This is a genomic window from Pseudomonas sp. FBCC-B545, assembly GCF_059134095.1.
Genome location: NZ_CP101441.1, coordinates 1,419,582 through 1,436,895 on the forward strand (window position 1 = coordinate 1,419,582; position 17,314 = coordinate 1,436,895).

The following is a 17,314-nucleotide window of genomic DNA, read 5'->3' on the forward strand; positions in this document are numbered from 1 at the left end:
GGTTGAAGCGCAACTATACTGTGTTTTTGTACAGTTGTTTATACCGCTCATCATCTGGATTATTTCGCGGGTGTTTCAGCCCCCCGTCACTCCATTCCTGGCGCCTCCCGGATGATCAAGTGATCCAGGTTCTCGATATTCGCGCTGAATACCCCGAACGTTTGCTCGGGGTTTTTCTTGCTGGGCACCTGCTTGAGTTGCGGCGTAACCCCGTAGAAGAAGCAATACAGCGGCCGTTCGCTGCTGGCCGCCGCCTTGATCTGCTCCAGGAATGCGCTGCGCTTGCGATAGTTCTCGATGAGTTTTTTGCTCAGGTAGACGTTGACCGAGTATGGCTTCTTGTCGAGCCACACCTTCTTTTCGAAATCGATGCGAAAGCTGCTGGTGTAGTCTTTGATTTCCTTGATCTTGCCCCAGTAGATCAAGCCCTTGTTGTCTTGCAGGTATTCGATCTTCTTGAAAAACGCCCAGTAGGTCGCCGTGTGCTCACCGATCTTCAAGGGCATGGCTTTGAGCTTGTTCTTGTCATCAATGTTCGATACATAGCACTCCACCGGGTGGGCGAACACGCTGGTTTTGTCCGGGGTTGTGTCGCCGTCGTTGTGGGATGTCGTAAAACGGTTTGAAGGCGCTTTCGTTGGCTCTTGTGGGACGCTTTCATCGATGCCGACAACAGGCGTTTTACGTTCGTACTGACGGCGTGTCAGTACAAATTCCGATGGGAAATTGTCCTCGCGCTCGTCGTCATTTTCACCGGTCGCGGTCTTTTGGCTGCTGGCATAGCGGCACCCGTCGATATGCCGGGTGCCGGGTTTGTTCTTGAAGTGCGGCGTGCGCAGGTAGTTGACGTTCTTGGCGTTGAACGTACTCAACACATTGTCCGCATCGAACACGGCGCGGCAGGCATCGTTGGGGCAGAGGAAGCTGTCCTTGTCGGAATCGAAATCGGCGGTTTCGTCGAAATTCAGGTCTCGAACATCGTAGATCGACAATTTGTCATCGAGACTCAGGCTGTAGGCCGTGTCGAATTTCATGGGCTCGGGTCCGTGAGAAGTTTCGCTATTAATAGCGGGATCCCAGCTAAATATCAGCAAGAACCTGCTACGCGCCGCCCGCTCAAGAAACACAGGGTGCCGCCCATGGCGGTGAGTGCCGCCAGTGCGTAGAACATGCTGGTCGGTGCAGCGTTGATCAGCAAATAGCCACAAATCACCGGACTCATCGCTCCACCGAACGCTGCCAGGTTTTGTGCGCCGTAGTAACTACCCCGTAGCGCATCCGGCGCAATGGTGTCGATAAACAGGAACTCAGAAGGGTAGATGATCATTTCACCCAAGGTGAACACGAACATCGCCAGGCACCAGGTGACCAGGCTGTCGGCCTGGCTGAACCCCATCAACCCGCCGATAAACAGCAAGGTGCCCAGCACGATCCAATGGCGCAACTGCTCACGCTTGAGGAACCGGCCGATCTGGTACTGCATCAAAATTACCGTTACCGCGTTGCAGGCCAGCACCGCAGACAGAATTTTCAACGCCTGCTCAGGTTTGTAGGCCACCAGCAAAAACTGTGACAGATACAGGGTGTAGCGGCCATGGACAATGGTGCTCAACAAGCTGCCGCCAGTGAACAGTATCAATGTGCGGTCGTTGCGCAACGTGTGCAGGGTGCTGAGGAAACTCTGAGGTTTATGGCTGTCATCCCGTTGGGTCGGTGCAATGCCGATCATCAGGAACAGGCTGCCAAAGGCAATGGCGCTGGCGATCAGGAACGGCGCCCAGGGTAACTGTCCGGCGATCACCACACCCAGCATCGGGCCGGTCGCGTAGCCGACGTTGGTCAGGGTGTAGCGCAGGGAAAATACCTTGGCGCGCTCACCTACCGGCAGGTTCTCGCTGATGATCGCCTTGGAGCCGATCAGGAACAGCGCCGACGCGGCTTCAGTGATCACCAGGGTCAGGGTGGTGAGGTAGAGGTTGCTGGCAAAGGTCAGCAACAGAAAACCGATGGAGCTGGAGAGCATGGCCAGGATCAGCAGTTTGCGCTTTTCCAGGCGGTCGATGATGTAGCCGCCGTACAAACCCAGCAACGTGGCGATGAACACGGCGGTGCCCATCAACAGGCCGATGTCCTGCTGGTCGAGGCCCAGGCGTGTGCTCAGCCAGAGGGCCAGCAACGGGCTGGTCATGGCGCGGCTGACCACGATGGTCACCGAGCAGATCAGCAGGCGGCGGATTACCAGGGAATAGGTGGCCACGATGGGGAGAGCGTCCTAGTTATTACTTAAAGACAATACAGGTCAAATGTGGGAGGGGGCTTGCTCCCGATGGCGATACATCAGACAAGCATCAGGTGACTGAACCATTGCTATCGGGAGCAAGCCCCCTCCCACATTTTTTGACCGTGGTTTACTGGCCGGAATTGATGGTGATTTTTTCCACCGCACCCTGCTCCAGATCCCACTTCTTCAGGATCTTGCCGTAGGTCCCATCGTCAATCATCCCCTGTAACGCCTCACTGATCGCCGTGACCAACTCGGTATTGCTCTTCTCAATCCCAAGCCCGGTGAATTGCTTGGAAATCGCCTGACCCACCGGCTTGTACTTCCCCTTATCCAGCGACATCAGATAAGGAATGGTCTCGCTGCCCTGCATCGCCGCATCCAAACGGTTCTGCTGCAACTGCGCCCGCGCATCCGCCGAGCCTTCAGTGCCGATCACCACAATCGCCGGCTTACCCGCTGCTTCGCAGTTTGCCTTGCTCCACGCGGTAATTTCCGACGGCCAGGTCGTACGGCGGCTGGTGCCGACTTTTTTACCGCACAGGTCGGTCAGTTCCTTGAGGTCTTCACGTTTGGCCAGGGTGTAGAGCTGCGGGCCGCTGGTGAAGTAGTCGATGAAGGTCACGGCCTTCTGACGCTCGGCCGTGTCGGTCATGCCCGACAACACGATGTCCACGCGCTTGGTGGTCAGGCCGCTAAGCATCTGCTCGAAGCCGGTTTCCTGCCACTTGATCTTCACGCCCAGACGTTCGGCAAGAGCGTTCCCCAGGTCAAAGTCCAGACCGGTGAGTTTGTTGGTGGCCGGGTCCTTGAAATCCATCGGCGGATAGTTCGGCACGATGGCCGCGCTGATCTCGCCTTTGTCCTTGATGGCCGCCGGCAATGCCGCAAAAACAACGGTGGAGGCCATCAGGCCTGCGAGCAAGGTGGGGATAAACATTTTTTTCATGGGGGCGTTCTCGTTAGTTTTTTAGTTAAGTGCGAACGGCAGAAATAAAGCTTTGGGTACGCGGGTTTTGTGGGCTTATTAGAATTTCTTCCGGGCTGCCGGCCTCCACAATCTGGCCAGCATCCATAAACACCATGCGGTTGGAGACTTCGCGGGCAAAGCCCAGCTCATGGGTGACCACGATCATGGTCATGCCAGTGGTAGCCAAGTCGCGCATTACCGACAGCACTTCGCCTACCAGTTCCGGGTCGAGGGCTGACGTGGGTTCGTCAAACAACATCAGCTTGGGGCGCATCGCCAGCGCACGGGCAATCGCCACGCGTTGCTGCTGCCCGCCGGACAACTCCACCGGGTAGGCATTGCGCTTGTCCGCCAGGCCGACGCGGGCCAGTAGCTCCAGGGCATCTTCGATGGCTTCCTTGGGTGAGCGCTTGAGCACTTGGCACGGGCCTTCGATGATGTTTTGCAACACGGTCATGTGCGGGAACAAATTGAAGCGCTGGAACACCATGCCGGTGGCCAGGCGTTGGCGGGCGATCTGCACTTCATTCATCTCATGCAGCTTGTTGCCGACCACCCGGTAACCGACCAGCTCGCCATCGACCCACAGGCCGCCCTTGTCGATTTTTTCCAACTGGTTGACGCAGCGCAGCAACGTGCTTTTACCCGAGCCGGATGGGCCGATGATGCACATCACCTCGCCTTGCTCGACTTCGATATTGATGTCACGCAGCGCGTGATACTGGTCGTAATACTTGTTCAGGTTGACGGCCTTGACGATGCTTCTCATGGGGCAAATCTCCTCAACCCAGGCTTACGAACGCTTGCCGGCGCCGCGGGCAAAACGACGCTCGAGGCGGCTTTGACCAAATGAAAGAACGGTCACCACCGCCAGGTACCAGATACCCGCCACCATCAGCAGCTCCATGACCCGCGCGTTGGCGTAGTAGATGTTTTGCGCGTTGTGCAGCAGCTCCGAGTACTGAATCACGCTGGCCAGGCTGGTCATTTTCACCATGCTGATGAACTCGTTGCCTACCGGAGGAATGATCACCCGCATGGCCTGCGGCAGAATGATCCTGCGCAGCGCCTGCAGGCTCGGCATGCCGATGGACTTGGCGGCTTCGTACTGGCCGGTATCCACCGACAGCAAACCGGCGCGCACCACCTCGGCTGTATACGCGCCCTGGTTGATACTCAAACCGAGCAGGGCGGCCACGAACGGCGTCATCAAGTCGACGGTGTCGATGCTGAACAGGCCGGGAATCGCGATCACCGGGAAAATCAGCGCCAGGTTGAACCACAGCAGCAACTGCAGAATCAGCGGCGTGCCGCGAAACAGCCAGGTGTAGGTGATAGCCACGTAGCGCAGGATCGGGTTGGCCGACATGCGCATGATTGCCGTGATCACGCCGATTACCACACCCAGCGCCATCGCCAGGATCGACATGATGATGGTATTGGCCAAGCCCCACAGGATCGCTTCAGACGTCAGAAACTGCCCGATGTAGGACCATTCGATCTGGCCGTTGGCGAATGCGCGTAGCAGCGCTGCCAACACGATCACGATCAACGTGGCAAAAAACATCCGCCCGTAATAGCGCCGCGGCACGTGTTCATACTGGGTGATATCGAACTGGTTCTCGGACAACTTGCGCTCTATTTCCAAGCGCTCGGCCGGGGTTTGGTTCATGGTGATTCTCCAAAACTATTAACGCTCTAACTGCTGTAACGCGGTCCAAATGTGGGAGCGGGCTTGCTCGCGAAAGCGCCAGCCCAAACACCACAAATCTCTCTGCCTTAAATCCTGAATCCCTGATAACGCTCAACCCATTCCTGCTGAGCCGCCAACGCCACCTTCAACCGCCCAATCTGCTCGCGAACCCGCTCCGGCGCCGTCCCACCCCAGCCACTGCGCGCCGCAATCGCCGCCTCTAAGGTCAAGCAGTCGCGCACCTCGGGCGTAAGCCGCGCATCCACCTCCGCCAACATCGCCGGTGAGGCTTCCCACAACTCAATTTCATGCTTCTCACAGGCCTGCACCAAAGCGCCGGTAATCTCATGCGCTTCCTTGAACGGCACACCACGGGTCGCCAACCAATCCGCCACTTCCGTCGCCAAGGTAAAACCCATCGGCGCCTGACGCCGCAGCTCGTCGACCTGCACCTTCATGGTCGCCACCATCCCAGCCATCGCCGGCAACACCAGCAACAGGGTGTCCACGCTGTCCAACACACTGTGCTTGTCTTCACTCAAATCGCGGTTGTACGACAGCGGCAAGGATTTAAGCGTCGACATCAACCCGGTCAGGTTGCCAATCAAGCGGCCGGCCTTGCCCCGTGCCAACTCGGCAATATCCGGATTCTTCTTCTGCGGCATGATCGAACTGCCGGTGGCGTAGGCATCGTCCAGCACCACCCAGCGAAACTGCTGCGATGACCACAGGCAAAACTCCTCCGACAGCCGTGAAATATTCACCCCGAGCATGCCCGCTACAAACAGGAACTCCGCCACATGGTCACGGCTGGCGACCGCGTCAATGGAGTTTTCGCACGGCCCGGTATAGCCCATTTCCTTGGCCGAATGCTCCGGCTGGCGGGCAATCGCTGACCCTGCCATCGCCGCTGCACCCAACGGCGACAATGCCGTACGCACATCCCAGTCCACCAAGCGCTGCACATCCCGCAACATTGACTGCGCATGGGCCAGCAAGTGGTGGGCGAATACGATCGGTTGCGCCTGCTGCAAGTGGGTAAAGCCGGGGCAGATACTCTCGATATGCTGCTCGGCCTGCGCCACCAATGCTTGCTGCAAACCCAACACCTCGGTGGTGATGGTGCGCGCATGGTCGCGTAGGAAAAGGCGCAAATCGTTGGCCGTCTGGTCATTGCGCGAACGTCCGGCGCGCAACTTGCCGCCCAGGGCGCCCAGGCGCTCGGTCAATACGCGTTCGATAAAGGTGTGCACGTCCTCGTCATCCAGGGTCGGATGCAGGCGGCCGGCGGCGAAATCATCACCGATACGGTCCAGGGCTTCGAGGGTCCGCAGGGTCTCCGACTCATCCAGCAACCCGGCGCGCTGCAACTCTCGGGCATGGGCACGGGAGCCGGCCAAATCGTAGGGCGTCAGGCGAAAATAGCGCTCAGGGCAGCGCGACAACGCCGCCAAGGCGGCAGACGGACCGGTCTTGAAACGAGCGCCCCAAAGGCGGTCGGTGGGCTGGGACATGGGTGTTCCTCACGCTTGTTTTTAGAAGAGTCGGAGGCAGTAACAACAGAATTTCAGCGATGCAGAACCAGCGTCTGACGCGCCGTATTCATGGTTGCCAAGGGCGGATGTTTATGTTCATTATCGCCGCCTGGCTATGTTCAAGGATTGGGTTGAAGCCTGTTGAATATGGCACTTGAGGTCAACGCGTATTATGGAAACTCCACTTTCCACTTCTGGAAACCTGCCACCCAAACCCGGCACAAGGCCGCCCCTGCAACTGAGTGGTTTGGACTTCAAACTGCTGCGGGTATTTATGGCCGTGGTCGAGGCCGGTGGTTTCAGCGCCGCGCAAAACGAATTGAATGTGGGCCTGGCGGCGATCAGCAAACAGATCTCCGACCTCGAGATTCGCATCGGCATGCGCCTGTGTACACGGGGCCGGGAAGGCTTCGGGCTGACCGAAGAAGGCAAGTTGGTGTATCAAGCGTCCATCGAGTTATTCACCTCGGTGGACAGTTTTCGCGACAAGCTTAGTTCAGCTCAAAATGAGCTGATTGGCGACCTTAGTGTCGGCGTTATTGATAACACCGTTTCTGACGTTAATTCCCCGCTGATTACCGCTTTGGGTAACTTACATCGGCAATCGCCAAAAATAAGATTACGCCTACATGCCTCGCAACTGGACGAAGTGGAACGCGGCGTCGTCGAAGGCCGCCTGATCGTCGGCATCGTCCCCGTGTACCAGCGCCGCGAAGAATTCGATTACTTCCCGCTCTACGAAGAAAAGGCCCACGCCTACTGCGCCGTAGGGCACCCGCTGTTCACTGCGAGCGATATTACGCCCGAAGTCTTGCGCCACTATGAGGTGGTGAACCATCGGTATGCGATCCATCGCGACAAGGCCACCTTCGTCAACTACGACAGCCAGTCAGCCTCTGCCTCCCAGGTTGAAGCCGTCGCCATCCTGATCCTCACCGGCCGCTTCCTCGGCTTCCTGCCGGAACACTACGCCGCGCCACTGGTAAGCGAAGGGCGCCTGCGCGCACTGTGCCCGGAACAGGTTCACCTGAGCACCGCGTTCAACCTGATCCTGCGCCACAACGCGCCACGAAGCCCGATGGTCAAAGCCTTCGCCACAACCTTGGGCGTGGACCTCAAAGCTACGACATAGCTCTCCCGAGCAACACAGGTCAAATGTGGGAGGTGTCGAGCTTTAGCGAGGCTCCGATGGGATCAACTCGGTTTACATACCGAACTCGCCATCTGCATCGATACATTTTCCGCCTAGGCAACAAGCCATCTGACTTGTATTGTCTTCAGCCAACCCATAGGAGGGTGTCCATGACTCAAACAAAAAACAGCCCCCCAGCAGAAAACCCCTGGGACAGCTATTTCCTCAATGGCGAATCAGTTTCTGACGATTTTATGTCTGAGGATGAGCGATTGGATGATCTGGAATTAAGGCAGGTGATTCAGAAGCGGCTGAAGGCTATAAAAACGCTCGTGAGTCTCGAATTCGATATCGACTGGTACCTTTCGCAGAAAAGCCCAATCTTTTAAGAGTGGGCTTTATCAAAAAGCATTGAGTTAACCTGGTTTAACCGCTCAACCCCAAGCACCCCATGCTAGTGCGTGACCCTCAAGCCTGAACCGCTCAACTGTGGGAGCTGTCGAGCCCCTGCGAGGCTGCGAAGGGATCGACTCGGTGTTCCACCGATCCCAATTACCCGCATCAACGCTGCAACCGAGCCCGCTTTTTCTTCTTCGCATGAAAATGCCGAAAATGCGCATCCTGCGCCGCCGCCAACAATTCCCTATCCCCCCGCGTATCGCCCCAGGCCCGCAGCCGATACTCGCCCAAATCCCCATACACCGCCTCAAGCCGCAGCACCTTATTCTCACACCGGCAATTATTCCCGGTGAGCTTACCAGTCAGAACCCCGTCGACCACCTCGAGCTCAGTCCCGATCAAGCGGATCCCAAGCCGATCGGCAAACGGCTGCAACACTAACGCCGGCGACGCCGAGCACAGCGTCACCACCGCCCCCGAGCCCAACTCCTGCTCCACCGACAACACCCCAGCCGGGCGCATCAACCGCGCCCAATTGCGCTGGCAATACTCCTCGGCCTTCTGCTGCACCCACGTCTTCTCCACCCCGGTCATAAAGGTGCGGATCAACTGCGCTTTCAACTCATCCCGGCTGATCTGCCGCACCAAAAAGCGCAGCCCCGGCACCGCCAGTTTGACCATCCGGCCATAAAACTCACCGGGGCCAAAGGCAAACTTGAGGAAGGGCACGAAACTGTCGTGGTGGGTGAGGGTGCCGTCGAAGTCAAAGACGGAAAGTACTTTGGCGTCTGCGGGGCCGGCTTCGAGCATGTCTGGGTTCACGGGTTGGCCTCGGTCCTATCTAGTATTTTTGTGCATGCATCAGGTGTGACAGCAGGAGTCTACTCCCGTGCCAATCTTCCGATTTTGGCGTAAAGCCCTTCGGTGAAGGTGTCCCGATCACTCGACCGGTGACAACGCTGATGGCAGTTGGGGCACAAGGCTACAGCATTGGTGATGCGATCCGAACCCTTCTGGGCTAGGTGCTTGACGTGATGTACTTCAAGAAATGGCAAACCGTCGACCTCGAACGGCGCGTTTGAGCCACAGCCTTCGCAGATGCCGTTGGCTTCTTTGAGCACCCAAGCACGTACCTTTGGATCGCGAACGAAGGCAGTGCTGACGGTGGATACTTTCTGCGGTTGGGCAATGCCATCCGGCGGTTTCGGGAAGGCTTGTTGCTGGAGTTTGGAGGCGCGGCGGATAAGCGTTTGCTCATCGGCGGTTTGGGCGGCGTCTTCGGATTCGAATACGCCTTGTGCGGCGAGGGCGTGGCGGATGCGTTGTTCTACGCCGGAGCCTACGTTCTTGGCGGGCTTATAGCCCTCGATGCGGTCCCAGCCCATACGCACAAGCACCGTGGAGATATTCTGCATGCGAAATTCGATAGAGCCCTTTGCCCGGCCTGCCACCGGACCTTCGCGCAGAAGGCGGTTTTCGAGGGCTTTGTTGAAAGGCTGGCCGTTCTTTTCCCAGGCCAACATCTTTAGGTAAGCCTCGACCGCCGCTGCCAGCTCCGCGTCGCTCCAATCCGTTTTGTCTTTCGTAATGTCCATACAGGCGCCGAGGGTAGATAACCCTCGGACGATACTGAGTAGCCATTATTGCGTCTACGAAATTTCCTACAGTTCGGTCAGAGTTAGCGGTCATCTTCGTTAATAAATTCGCTGCTTGTTTCGGAAAGATTGCATGAGCTTTCGCCACCATGGCGTTTTTGAGAGCTGTGGCCGATGGGGCCGGTTCACCAACAGGTAAGGCATATCCCGCAGCCTAATCCAGCCTTCGTCCTGCCAGTGCAGTAAGTTCAAAGACATCTCCGGCCAATCCAGCATGCTCAACAACGGCCTCTCTACCGTCCGTGGCTGACGCTCGTCTCGCAAGGTAGGAACCACTTCGTGAGTGAGCCAGCTGCGTAACAGGCGATTCCCCGGTGTGTAGTGATAGACCAGCAGCGCGTACGCGCCGGATTCGCTGACCATCAATATTTCTTCCGGTTGACCGTGGAACAACAGGGTTACCGTTCTTCGCTGGTCTTCATCGAGCTTTCGAGTAGTTCGTTCATCTAGATACCAGCCCATCAAGCGCCCAAGATCGCGGGCGCAGAACCAGGGTTGGTTTTCCAGAAGAAGAGTATGTAAATGGAGACTGTGACGAGTGAAGACGGCGGCGATAAAAGGTTCAGATGCCGCTGCTTCTTGGGTCGACGGCGAGTTGAATAAATGGTGATTGGACATTCCCTATGACCTCTACGTGATTTCTGAAGGGCCAGACCCAACGTAGAGAGACGGTTTTAAGAAACTCCAACCGACTGAAGCCTTATTGCAGCATTAATTACGCATGACTGATGTCGAGCGGGATTTTTGCTGTGTGATTAAGGCTTGCTTCTACGTTGGGCGTTTCTTAGGCACCGGCGGATGAGCCTAAATAACATCGAAATTCGCATCAACCGTTCCATGGATGATCGTCTTGTGGGAAGGGTCCTATTCAATTCAGCGTGCATAAAAAAGCCCTGAACAAGTCAGGGCTTTTTAGTGTTACTTGCCGTAGGATTTAATCCCAGCTCAACGCGCCGCCAGTCTGATACTCAATCACCCGAGTCTCAAAGAAATTCTTCTCTTTCTTCAAATCCATAATCTCACTCATCCACGGGAACGGATTCGTCGTCCCTGGGTACTCTTCCTTCAAACCAATCTGCGACAACCGACGGTTAGCAATGAACTTGAGGTAGTCCTCCATCATCGCCGCGTTCATGCCCAACACGCCGCGAGGCATTGTGTCACGAGCGTATTCAATCTCCAGCTGCGTCCCCTGCAAAATCATCTGGGTCGCTTCTTCTTTCATCTCGGCATCCCACAGGTGTGGGTTTTCGATTTTGATCTGGTTGATCACATCGATACCGAAGTTCAGGTGCATCGACTCATCGCGCAGGATGTACTGGAACTGCTCGGCCACGCCGGTCATCTTGTTGCGACGGCCCATGGACAGGATCTGGGTGAAGCCGCAGTAGAAGAAGATGCCTTCCAGTACGCAGTAGTAGGCGACCAGGTTGCGCAGCAGTTCTTTATCGGTCTCGACAGTGCCGGTTTCGAACTTCGGATCGGAGATCGAGCGGGTGTACTTCAGGCCCCAGGCTGCCTTTTTGGCGACCGATGGAATCTCGTGGTACATGTTGAAGATCTCGCCTTCATCCATGGCCAACGATTCGATGCAGTACTGGTAGGCGTGGGTGTGGATCGCTTCTTCGAAGGCTTGGCGCAGGATGTACTGGCGGCATTCCGGGTTGGTGATCAGGCGGTACACGGCCAGCACCAGGTTGTTGGCGACCAACGAGTCGGCGGTGGAGAAGAAGCCGAGGTTACGCATGACGATGCGGCGTTCGTCGTCGGTCAGGCCTTCGGGGGTTTTCCACAGGGCGATGTCGGCGGTCATGTTGACCTCTTGCGGCATCCAGTGGTTGGCGCAGCCGTCGAGGTACTTCTGCCAGGCCCAGTCGTACTTGAAGGGTACGAGTTGGTTGAGGTCGGCGCGGCAGTTGATCATGCGTTTTTCGTCAACGGCGACGCGGGCGGAGGCGCCTTCGAGTTCGGCGAGGCCTTCGGCGACGTCGAGTTTGTCCAGGGCAGCCTTGGCGCGCACGATGGCGGCCGAGTCACTGGCGGTGACGGCGCGGGCTTCGATGGCGGCAGCGGCGCCGGCACCGTCGAGGCGGTCCATGTTGGCTTCGGTGGCGTGGCCGGCGTTGGCGCCTTTAGCGGCTACTTCGCCTTCTTCTTCTTTGTCGAATTCGTCCCAGCTCAGCATGACGTGTCGTCTCCTGCGTGAGGGCTCAAAGGTGCCCGTGTGAAACCGGATGGTTGGGTGTTCACACGGCCCAATGGCCGCGGTGGATCTTAAGGAATCGTTTGTTGCAGCTAGCGCACGCATTAAACGGAATAGGGCTACGGGTGCTCTGCGTGAGGCTTGAGGTGCGCAGCGGTAGGTGCAAGCTCGCGCGGGATGCCTCAGGTCTGGCTCTTCATCCCAGTGTAAAGGGATATTGCAGGCCCGATTTACCCGCGCATTATAGGGAAAAATTTGGGTTTGTGTTGTGGCGGATGGTCACTGATCAGAGACAAAAAGGACGCTTTTTAAGTCGGGGTGAGAGTTTACGGGGTGTTGCTGCCGCAAGTTTTTTAGCAACTGGCACACATCTCCGATTGTCGGCGAATTGCCATATGTCTTGCATAGGCTTCTACGTATCTCTACATTGCATATGTCAGGCATAGGTAGGAGCTGAATCATGCGCACAGTCTCGATTTTTAAAAACGGAAAGAACCAGGCTATTCGATTCCCAAACGACATGGCCTATGAGGGAGTCGGCGAACTCGAAATCACCCGCAACGGAGATACGATTACGTTGCGACCTGTACGACCTAGCTGGGGGTCGTTGCGTGAACTGCCCAAGGCGGACGAAGATTTTCTACAGGAGCGTCAGGACGTTATTGGCGATGAAGGCAGGTTCAATCTGTGACGACATACATGCTGGATACCTGCATTTGCTCATTCATCATGCGTGAACGGCCAGAGTGTGTGCTTGAGCGACTGGCATTGGAGGTCGCGAGGAGCAATCGAATCGTGATTTCGGCCATAACCTATGCCGAAATGCGATATGGACAGATTGGGAAAAAGGCTTCGCCCAAACACAAGACGTTAGTCGATGAGTTTGTGAAGCGGCTCGATGAGGTATTGCCTTGGGGCTTGGCAGCGGTGGACGCGACGGTTGAGGTGAAGCGAAGCTTGACTGGGCAAGGGTCGATCATCGGTCAAAATGACACGGCGATAGCCGGGCATGCAATTGCTGCGGGATGTACGTTGGTAACCAACAACGTCCGGGAATTCAGTCGTGTAGCGGGGTTGTCTTACGAGGACTGGGTTCACTGAAAGATCGGATGGCATCGGTACGGCTGGCGCCGCTATCGGGAGCAAGTCGAATCGTCTCACCGCCCCTCCCACAGTTTGATCGCGGAGGCGTCAGGAATCGAGCCTTTGCCGCAAGAACGATTTCTTGCGGCGAATAAGCTTCCAACTTGAATCGCTGTTATCCGTTAGAACAACCATTGCCCATCACGTGATAATTAAGAATATGCCGCTGACCTTGTGAGTCTTCATATTCCATCTTCACCGGTACAACTTCGCATACTTCCGGGATGTTGCTCATGGATAATACTTTGGCCACATCCAAGTGAGTGCTATAGGTGTAGTCCTCAACGATCGGTGCATTCTGGCCAGCCAGCTCAGTCGGGGCCTCGTCGGCCAAGGCGGCGGTGGCGCACAGGCTGCTGAGGGCCATAACTAATAAAGCTTTCATTTCTTCATTACCTTCTTCAGGGCGAAAGGGGTCACGGGGCCCTTGTGAGGCCGCGTGTGTAACTTAAAAGTTGGGAAGTTCGGATTAACGTGCCTTCGTGGGGCTGTTACGTTGTTAATCACAGTGCCTTGGTTGGCGGAAGTGATTCTAAGCCTGCGGGTTATATTCATATACCCGTGCTTTTGATAAACACCTTTGGCGGTTTTTGTAACAATCGGTCAATCAAAGTTTTTTCAATCACCCGCAAAGCGCCACAGGCTGTGGGCCAGAGCGGTAAACCGGCATAGCAGGGCAATTTGTAGGGTCTTGTTACTACCATCGTCGAATGGTTCTATAGGCCCACCCCGGCTACAACAGGGGCCATACAACAACAACTATGTCACCGAGGTAAGAAAGATGAGTGCGGCTTCCCTGTACCCCGTTCGCCCCGAAGTAGCAGCCAACACGCTGACCGACGAGGCAACCTACAAGGCCATGTACCAGCAGTCGGTGGTCAACCCCGATGGCTTCTGGCGTGAGCAAGCCAAGCGCCTTGACTGGGTCAAGCCTTTCACCGCGGTGAAGCAGACCTCGTTCGACGACCACCATGTCGACATCAAGTGGTTCGCCGATGGCACCTTGAACGTTTCCTACAATTGCCTGGACCGTCACCTGGCCGAGCGTGGTGACCAGATCGCGATCATCTGGGAGGGCGATGACCCTGCCGAGAGCCGCAATATCACCTACCGCGAGTTGCATGAAGAAGTCTGCAAGTTTGCCAACGCCCTGCGTGGGCAGGATGTGCATCGCGGCGACGTGGTGACTATCTATATGCCGATGATCCCCGAAGCCGTAGTCGCCATGCTGGCCTGTACTCGCATCGGTGCGATCCATTCGGTGGTATTTGGCGGTTTCTCCCCGGAAGCACTGGCCGGTCGCATTATCGACTGTAAGTCGAAGGTGGTGATCACCGCCGACGAAGGCATCCGCGCCGGTAAGAAGATTCCGTTGAAGGCCAATGTCGACGACGCCCTGACCAACCCGGAAACCAGCAGCATCCAGAAGGTCATCGTGTGCAAGCGCACCAACGGTGCGATCAAGTGGAACCAGCATCGCGATATCTGGTACGAAGACCTGATGAAAGTGGCGGGCACCGTGTGCGCGCCCAAAGAGATGGGCGCAGAAGAAGCGCTGTTCATCCTCTATACCTCTGGCTCAACCGGCAAGCCTAAAGGCGTACAGCACACCACCGGCGGCTACTTGCTGTATGCAGCCCTGACCCACGAGCGTGTGTTCGACTACCGCCCAGGCGAAATCTACTGGTGCACCGCCGATGTCGGCTGGGTCACCGGTCACACCTATATCGTCTACGGCCCGTTGGCCAATGGCGCGACCACCCTGTTGTTCGAAGGCGTGCCGAACTATCCGGACATCACCCGGGTGGCGAAGATCGTCGACAAGCACAAGGTCAATATCCTCTACACCGCACCGACGGCGATCCGCGCCATGATGGCCTCCGGCACCGCCGCCTGCGAAGGCGCCGACGGCAGCAGCCTGCGCCTGCTCGGCTCAGTGGGCGAGCCGATCAACCCGGAAGCCTGGGACTGGTACTACAAGAACGTCGGTCAATCCCGTTGCCCGATCGTCGACACCTGGTGGCAGACCGAGACCGGCGGCAACATGATGAGCCCGCTGCCGGGCGCGCATGCGCTCAAGCCGGGTTCTGCGGCACGCCCGTTCTTTGGCGTGGTGCCGGCATTGGTGGATAACCTGGGCAACCTGATCGAAGGCGCCGCCGAAGGCAATCTGGTGATCCTCGATTCGTGGCCGGGCCAGGCGCGTACGCTGTTCGGCGACCACGACCGCTTCGTCGATACCTATTTCAAGACCTTCCGTGGCATGTACTTCACCGGTGACGGTGCCCGTCGTGACGAGGATGGTTACTACTGGATCACCGGGCGTGTGGATGACGTGTTGAACGTGTCCGGCCACCGCATGGGTACCGCCGAGATCGAAAGCGCCATGGTCGCTCACCCGAAAGTCGCCGAAGCGGCGGTGGTGGGTGTGCCCCATGACATCAAGGGGCAGGGCATCTATGTCTACGTCACCCTTATCGGTGGCGAGGAACCGAGCGAGCAGTTGCGCCTGGAACTGAAGAACTGGGTGCGCAAGGAAATCGGCCCGATTGCTTCGCCGGATGTGATCCAGTGGGCGCCGGGGCTGCCGAAGACGCGTTCGGGGAAGATCATGCGGCGCATCCTGCGCAAGATCGCCACGGCTGAATATGACGGGTTGGGGGATATCTCCACCCTGGCCGATCCAGGGGTGGTGGCGCATTTGATTGAGACGCACAAGACCATGAACGTCGCGTAAGGCGGGTTGGTGGGAAAGAGCCCCATTCGGTGTGAGCCGGGTGGGGCTTTTTAATGAGATCTTGAAACCACCGAAAAACCAATGTGGGAGGGGGCTTGCCCCCGATGGCAGGGTGTCAGCCAGCATATTTTCAGCTGACCCACTGCTATCGGGGCAAGCCCCCTCCCACATTTGAATGTATTCCATGTCGAGACTCGTTGGTGGTATGGCAGAGCGCATAACCACCAAGCCAATAAATATCGGTTTTTCCTGTGGGACGTTTCAGAATGTTACCGCCAGGCGCAAATGTGTAACCTCCCGGCCAAACCTGGGGCATTGCACCACGCCTGCGCTCCTAAAAACTGCGTTTTAGACACCCTGATAAATAAGATTAAACGCCACACTTGCCGTGCCAGAAGGGTTTGCGAATAATAGGCCCGCAATTTGCAGTACCAATGGGTTTAATGTCTTTTGTCTCTGCACAAAATCCAGAGGCTGTCAATGTGCTGGAACCGCTTTCTCAGTGCTTCTGTAAATTGTTGTCGCATTGAGGAAATATCGGCTTCCGGGCTGTCGTTAGAATGCCGATCACTCGCTCGTCGTCGCAGGTGTTGCCCGCGCAGGACGCAGCACCGCTATTCGGTTACACCTTCGCCGCATCGTGGGCCATGGCTCATACTGCTGTTTTGCCCCATACCGATGGAGTCCCAAGATGAAGAAACTCGTGCTGTTGGGCGCCCTGGCGCTGTCCGTGCTGTCCATGCAGGCTTTCGCCGAAGGCAAGCCACTGAAAATTGGTATCGAAGCGGCTTACCCTCCGTTTGCCTCGAAGGCGCCGGATGGCAGCATCGTCGGTTTTGACTACGACATCGGCAACGCCCTGTGCGAAGAGATGAAGGTCAAGTGCACCTGGGTCGAACAGGAATTCGATGGCCTGATCCCGGCGCTGAAAGTGCGCAAGATCGACGCGATCCTGTCGTCCATGTCCATCACCGAAGACCGCAAGAAATCCGTGGACTTCACTAACCGCTACTACCTGACCCCTGCGCGCCTGGTGATGAAGGAAGGCACTGCCGTCACTGAAAGCCTGGATGAATTGAAGGGCAAGAAGATCGGCGTGCAGCGTGGTTCGATCCACGACCGTTTCGCCAAGGAAGTCCTGGCCCCTAAAGGTGCCACGGTCGTGCCTTACAGCTCGCAGAACGAGATCTACCTGGATGTGGAAGCCGGTCGCCTTGACGGTACCGTGGCCGATGCCACCCTGCTGCAGGAAGGTTTCCTTGATACCCCAGCCGGTAAAGGCTACGGGTTCACCGGCCCGTCCTTCACCGACGCCAAGTACTTCGGCGACGGCATAGGCATCGCGGTTCGCAAGGGTGACAAGGAAAACCTGGAGCGCATCAACGCTGCCATTGCCGCGATTCGCGCCAACGGCAAGTACAAGGCCATCCAGGACAAATACTTCAACTTCGATATCTACGGCCCGGAAACCAAGTAAGGACTCGCGGCTGTCTGTCCAGAATGGCGCAAGCACCAGAATTCCTGCGGTTTGCGCCATTTTTTCATCCCCCTTTTCGAGGACCTGAA

17 protein-coding genes are annotated in these 17,314 nt (G+C 56.9%); 6 read left to right on the plus strand and 11 right to left on the minus strand.

The genetic code is table 11. The annotated features are described in order from the left end of the window. Positions 1 to 86 precede the first annotated feature (86 nt). From NMB39_RS06570 to argH, 6 genes are all read right to left on the minus strand, one after another. A complete protein-coding gene (locus NMB39_RS06570; RefSeq protein WP_494339512.1) occupies positions 87 to 1,034 on the minus strand; it encodes a hypothetical protein in 948 nt (315 codons plus the stop codon). A gap of 53 nt (positions 1,035 to 1,087) precedes the next feature. Next, the gene (locus NMB39_RS06575; protein WP_494339511.1) at positions 1,088 to 2,257 is read right to left on the minus strand and encodes an MFS transporter; all 1,170 of its coding nucleotides are present in this window, start codon (positions 2,255 to 2,257) and stop codon (positions 1,088 to 1,090) included. Positions 2,258 to 2,408: 151 nt separating this feature from the next. Next, entirely contained in the window at positions 2,409 to 3,230 is an 822-nt protein-coding gene (locus NMB39_RS06580) for an ABC transporter substrate-binding protein (protein ID WP_056846849.1), read from the minus strand. A 25-nt stretch (positions 3,231 to 3,255) separates the two neighbouring features. Continuing rightward, positions 3,256 to 4,020 (minus strand): amino acid ABC transporter ATP-binding protein, encoded by a 765-nt coding sequence (locus NMB39_RS06585; RefSeq protein ID WP_034108897.1) that lies wholly within the window; start codon positions 4,018 to 4,020, stop codon positions 3,256 to 3,258. A 24-nt stretch (positions 4,021 to 4,044) separates the two neighbouring features. After that, positions 4,045 to 4,923 carry an amino acid ABC transporter permease gene (locus tag NMB39_RS06590; protein WP_057013616.1) on the minus strand — a complete coding sequence of 293 codons (879 nt, stop codon included), beginning with the start codon at positions 4,921 to 4,923 and terminating at the stop codon, positions 4,045 to 4,047. Between the two features lie 107 nt (positions 4,924 to 5,030). Continuing rightward, entirely contained in the window at positions 5,031 to 6,458 is a 1,428-nt protein-coding gene (gene argH / locus NMB39_RS06595; protein ID WP_494339510.1) for an argininosuccinate lyase, read from the minus strand. 193 nt (positions 6,459 to 6,651) lie between these two features. On the opposite strand from argH, the gene NMB39_RS06600 reads away from it, so the two are divergent. Together NMB39_RS06600 and NMB39_RS06605 are read left to right on the plus strand one after the other, a co-directional pair. Continuing rightward, positions 6,652 to 7,611: a LysR family transcriptional regulator gene (locus tag NMB39_RS06600; protein WP_494339509.1), complete on the plus strand. Its 960-nt coding sequence runs from the start codon at positions 6,652 to 6,654 to the stop codon at positions 7,609 to 7,611. A gap of 170 nt (positions 7,612 to 7,781) precedes the next feature. Beyond that, positions 7,782 to 8,000 (plus strand): hypothetical protein, encoded by a 219-nt coding sequence (locus tag NMB39_RS06605; protein ID WP_494339508.1) that lies wholly within the window; start codon positions 7,782 to 7,784, stop codon positions 7,998 to 8,000. Positions 8,001 to 8,172: 172 nt separating this feature from the next. Here the strand turns inward: NMB39_RS06605 and NMB39_RS06610 are convergent, their stop codons facing one another. The 4 genes from NMB39_RS06610 to NMB39_RS06625 all read right to left on the minus strand — a co-directional run bounded on the left by NMB39_RS06610 (position 8,173) and on the right by NMB39_RS06625 (position 11,850). Further along, a complete protein-coding gene (locus NMB39_RS06610; RefSeq protein ID WP_057013612.1) occupies positions 8,173 to 8,820 on the minus strand; it encodes an HAD-IB family hydrolase in 648 nt (215 codons plus the stop codon). Positions 8,821 to 8,891: 71 nt separating this feature from the next. Continuing rightward, on the minus strand, positions 8,892 to 9,605 hold the full coding sequence (locus tag NMB39_RS06615) for an HNH endonuclease (RefSeq protein ID WP_494339507.1): 714 nt from the start codon (positions 9,603 to 9,605) through the stop codon (positions 8,892 to 8,894). A 99-nt stretch (positions 9,606 to 9,704) separates the two neighbouring features. Then, on the minus strand, positions 9,705 to 10,283 hold the full coding sequence (locus NMB39_RS06620) for a BRO-N domain-containing protein (RefSeq protein ID WP_494339506.1): 579 nt from the start codon (positions 10,281 to 10,283) through the stop codon (positions 9,705 to 9,707). Between the two features lie 316 nt (positions 10,284 to 10,599). Continuing rightward, on the minus strand, positions 10,600 to 11,850 hold the full coding sequence (locus NMB39_RS06625; RefSeq protein WP_057023889.1) for a ribonucleotide-diphosphate reductase subunit beta: 1,251 nt from the start codon (positions 11,848 to 11,850) through the stop codon (positions 10,600 to 10,602). A 478-nt stretch (positions 11,851 to 12,328) separates the two neighbouring features. On the opposite strand from NMB39_RS06625, the gene vapB reads away from it, so the two are divergent. Then, positions 12,329 to 12,559 (plus strand): type II toxin-antitoxin system VapB family antitoxin, encoded by a 231-nt coding sequence (gene vapB, locus NMB39_RS06630; RefSeq protein WP_043050337.1) that lies wholly within the window; start codon positions 12,329 to 12,331, stop codon positions 12,557 to 12,559. Beyond that, positions 12,556 to 12,969 carry a type II toxin-antitoxin system VapC family toxin gene (locus tag NMB39_RS06635; RefSeq protein ID WP_043050338.1) on the plus strand — a complete coding sequence of 138 codons (414 nt, stop codon included), beginning with the start codon at positions 12,556 to 12,558 and terminating at the stop codon, positions 12,967 to 12,969. Before vapB ends, NMB39_RS06635 begins: the two co-directional genes overlap by 4 nt. Before the next feature lie 157 nt (positions 12,970 to 13,126). Here NMB39_RS06635 and NMB39_RS06640 read toward each other — a convergent pair whose 3' ends face one another. Further along, positions 13,127 to 13,396, minus strand: a complete 270-nt coding sequence (locus NMB39_RS06640) for a DUF2790 domain-containing protein (RefSeq protein WP_046069194.1) — start codon at positions 13,394 to 13,396, stop codon at positions 13,127 to 13,129. Positions 13,397 to 13,792: 396 nt separating this feature from the next. On the opposite strand from NMB39_RS06640, the gene acs reads away from it, so the two are divergent. After that, a complete protein-coding gene (gene acs / locus NMB39_RS06645) occupies positions 13,793 to 15,748 on the plus strand; it encodes an acetate--CoA ligase (RefSeq protein WP_494339505.1) in 1,956 nt (651 codons plus the stop codon). Between the two features lie 691 nt (positions 15,749 to 16,439). After that, positions 16,440 to 17,225, plus strand: coding sequence for an ABC transporter substrate-binding protein (locus NMB39_RS06650; protein WP_057013611.1), 786 nt, complete (start codon positions 16,440 to 16,442; stop codon positions 17,223 to 17,225). Positions 17,226 to 17,314 lie beyond the last annotated feature (89 nt).

Excerpts from the sequence above, each read along its gene's own strand:
- NMB39_RS06570 (WP_494339512.1), bottom strand. The coding sequence starts at position 1,034 with ATGAAATTCGACACGGCCTACAGCCTGAGTCTCGATGACAAATTGTCG.
- NMB39_RS06580 (WP_056846849.1), bottom strand. The coding sequence starts at position 3,230 with ATGAAAAAAATGTTTATCCCCACCTTGCTCGCAGGCCTGATGGCCTCC.
- NMB39_RS06585 (WP_034108897.1), bottom strand. The coding sequence starts at position 4,020 with ATGAGAAGCATCGTCAAGGCCGTCAACCTGAACAAGTATTACGACCAG.
- NMB39_RS06590 (WP_057013616.1), bottom strand. The coding sequence starts at position 4,923 with ATGAACCAAACCCCGGCCGAGCGCTTGGAAATAGAGCGCAAGTTGTCC.
- argH (WP_494339510.1), bottom strand. The coding sequence starts at position 6,458 with ATGTCCCAGCCCACCGACCGCCTTTGGGGCGCTCGTTTCAAGACCGGT.
- NMB39_RS06600 (WP_494339509.1), top strand. The coding sequence starts at position 6,652 with ATGGAAACTCCACTTTCCACTTCTGGAAACCTGCCACCCAAACCCGGC.
- NMB39_RS06605 (WP_494339508.1), top strand. The coding sequence starts at position 7,782 with ATGACTCAAACAAAAAACAGCCCCCCAGCAGAAAACCCCTGGGACAGC.
- NMB39_RS06610 (WP_057013612.1), bottom strand. The coding sequence starts at position 8,820 with ATGCTCGAAGCCGGCCCCGCAGACGCCAAAGTACTTTCCGTCTTTGAC.
- NMB39_RS06615 (WP_494339507.1), bottom strand. The coding sequence starts at position 9,605 with ATGGACATTACGAAAGACAAAACGGATTGGAGCGACGCGGAGCTGGCA.
- NMB39_RS06620 (WP_494339506.1), bottom strand. The coding sequence starts at position 10,283 with ATGTCCAATCACCATTTATTCAACTCGCCGTCGACCCAAGAAGCAGCG.
- NMB39_RS06625 (WP_057023889.1), bottom strand. The coding sequence starts at position 11,850 with ATGCTGAGCTGGGACGAATTCGACAAAGAAGAAGAAGGCGAAGTAGCC.
- vapB (WP_043050337.1), top strand. The coding sequence starts at position 12,329 with ATGCGCACAGTCTCGATTTTTAAAAACGGAAAGAACCAGGCTATTCGA.
- NMB39_RS06640 (WP_046069194.1), bottom strand. The coding sequence starts at position 13,396 with ATGAAAGCTTTATTAGTTATGGCCCTCAGCAGCCTGTGCGCCACCGCC.
- acs (WP_494339505.1), top strand. The coding sequence starts at position 13,793 with ATGAGTGCGGCTTCCCTGTACCCCGTTCGCCCCGAAGTAGCAGCCAAC.
- NMB39_RS06650 (WP_057013611.1), top strand. The coding sequence starts at position 16,440 with ATGAAGAAACTCGTGCTGTTGGGCGCCCTGGCGCTGTCCGTGCTGTCC.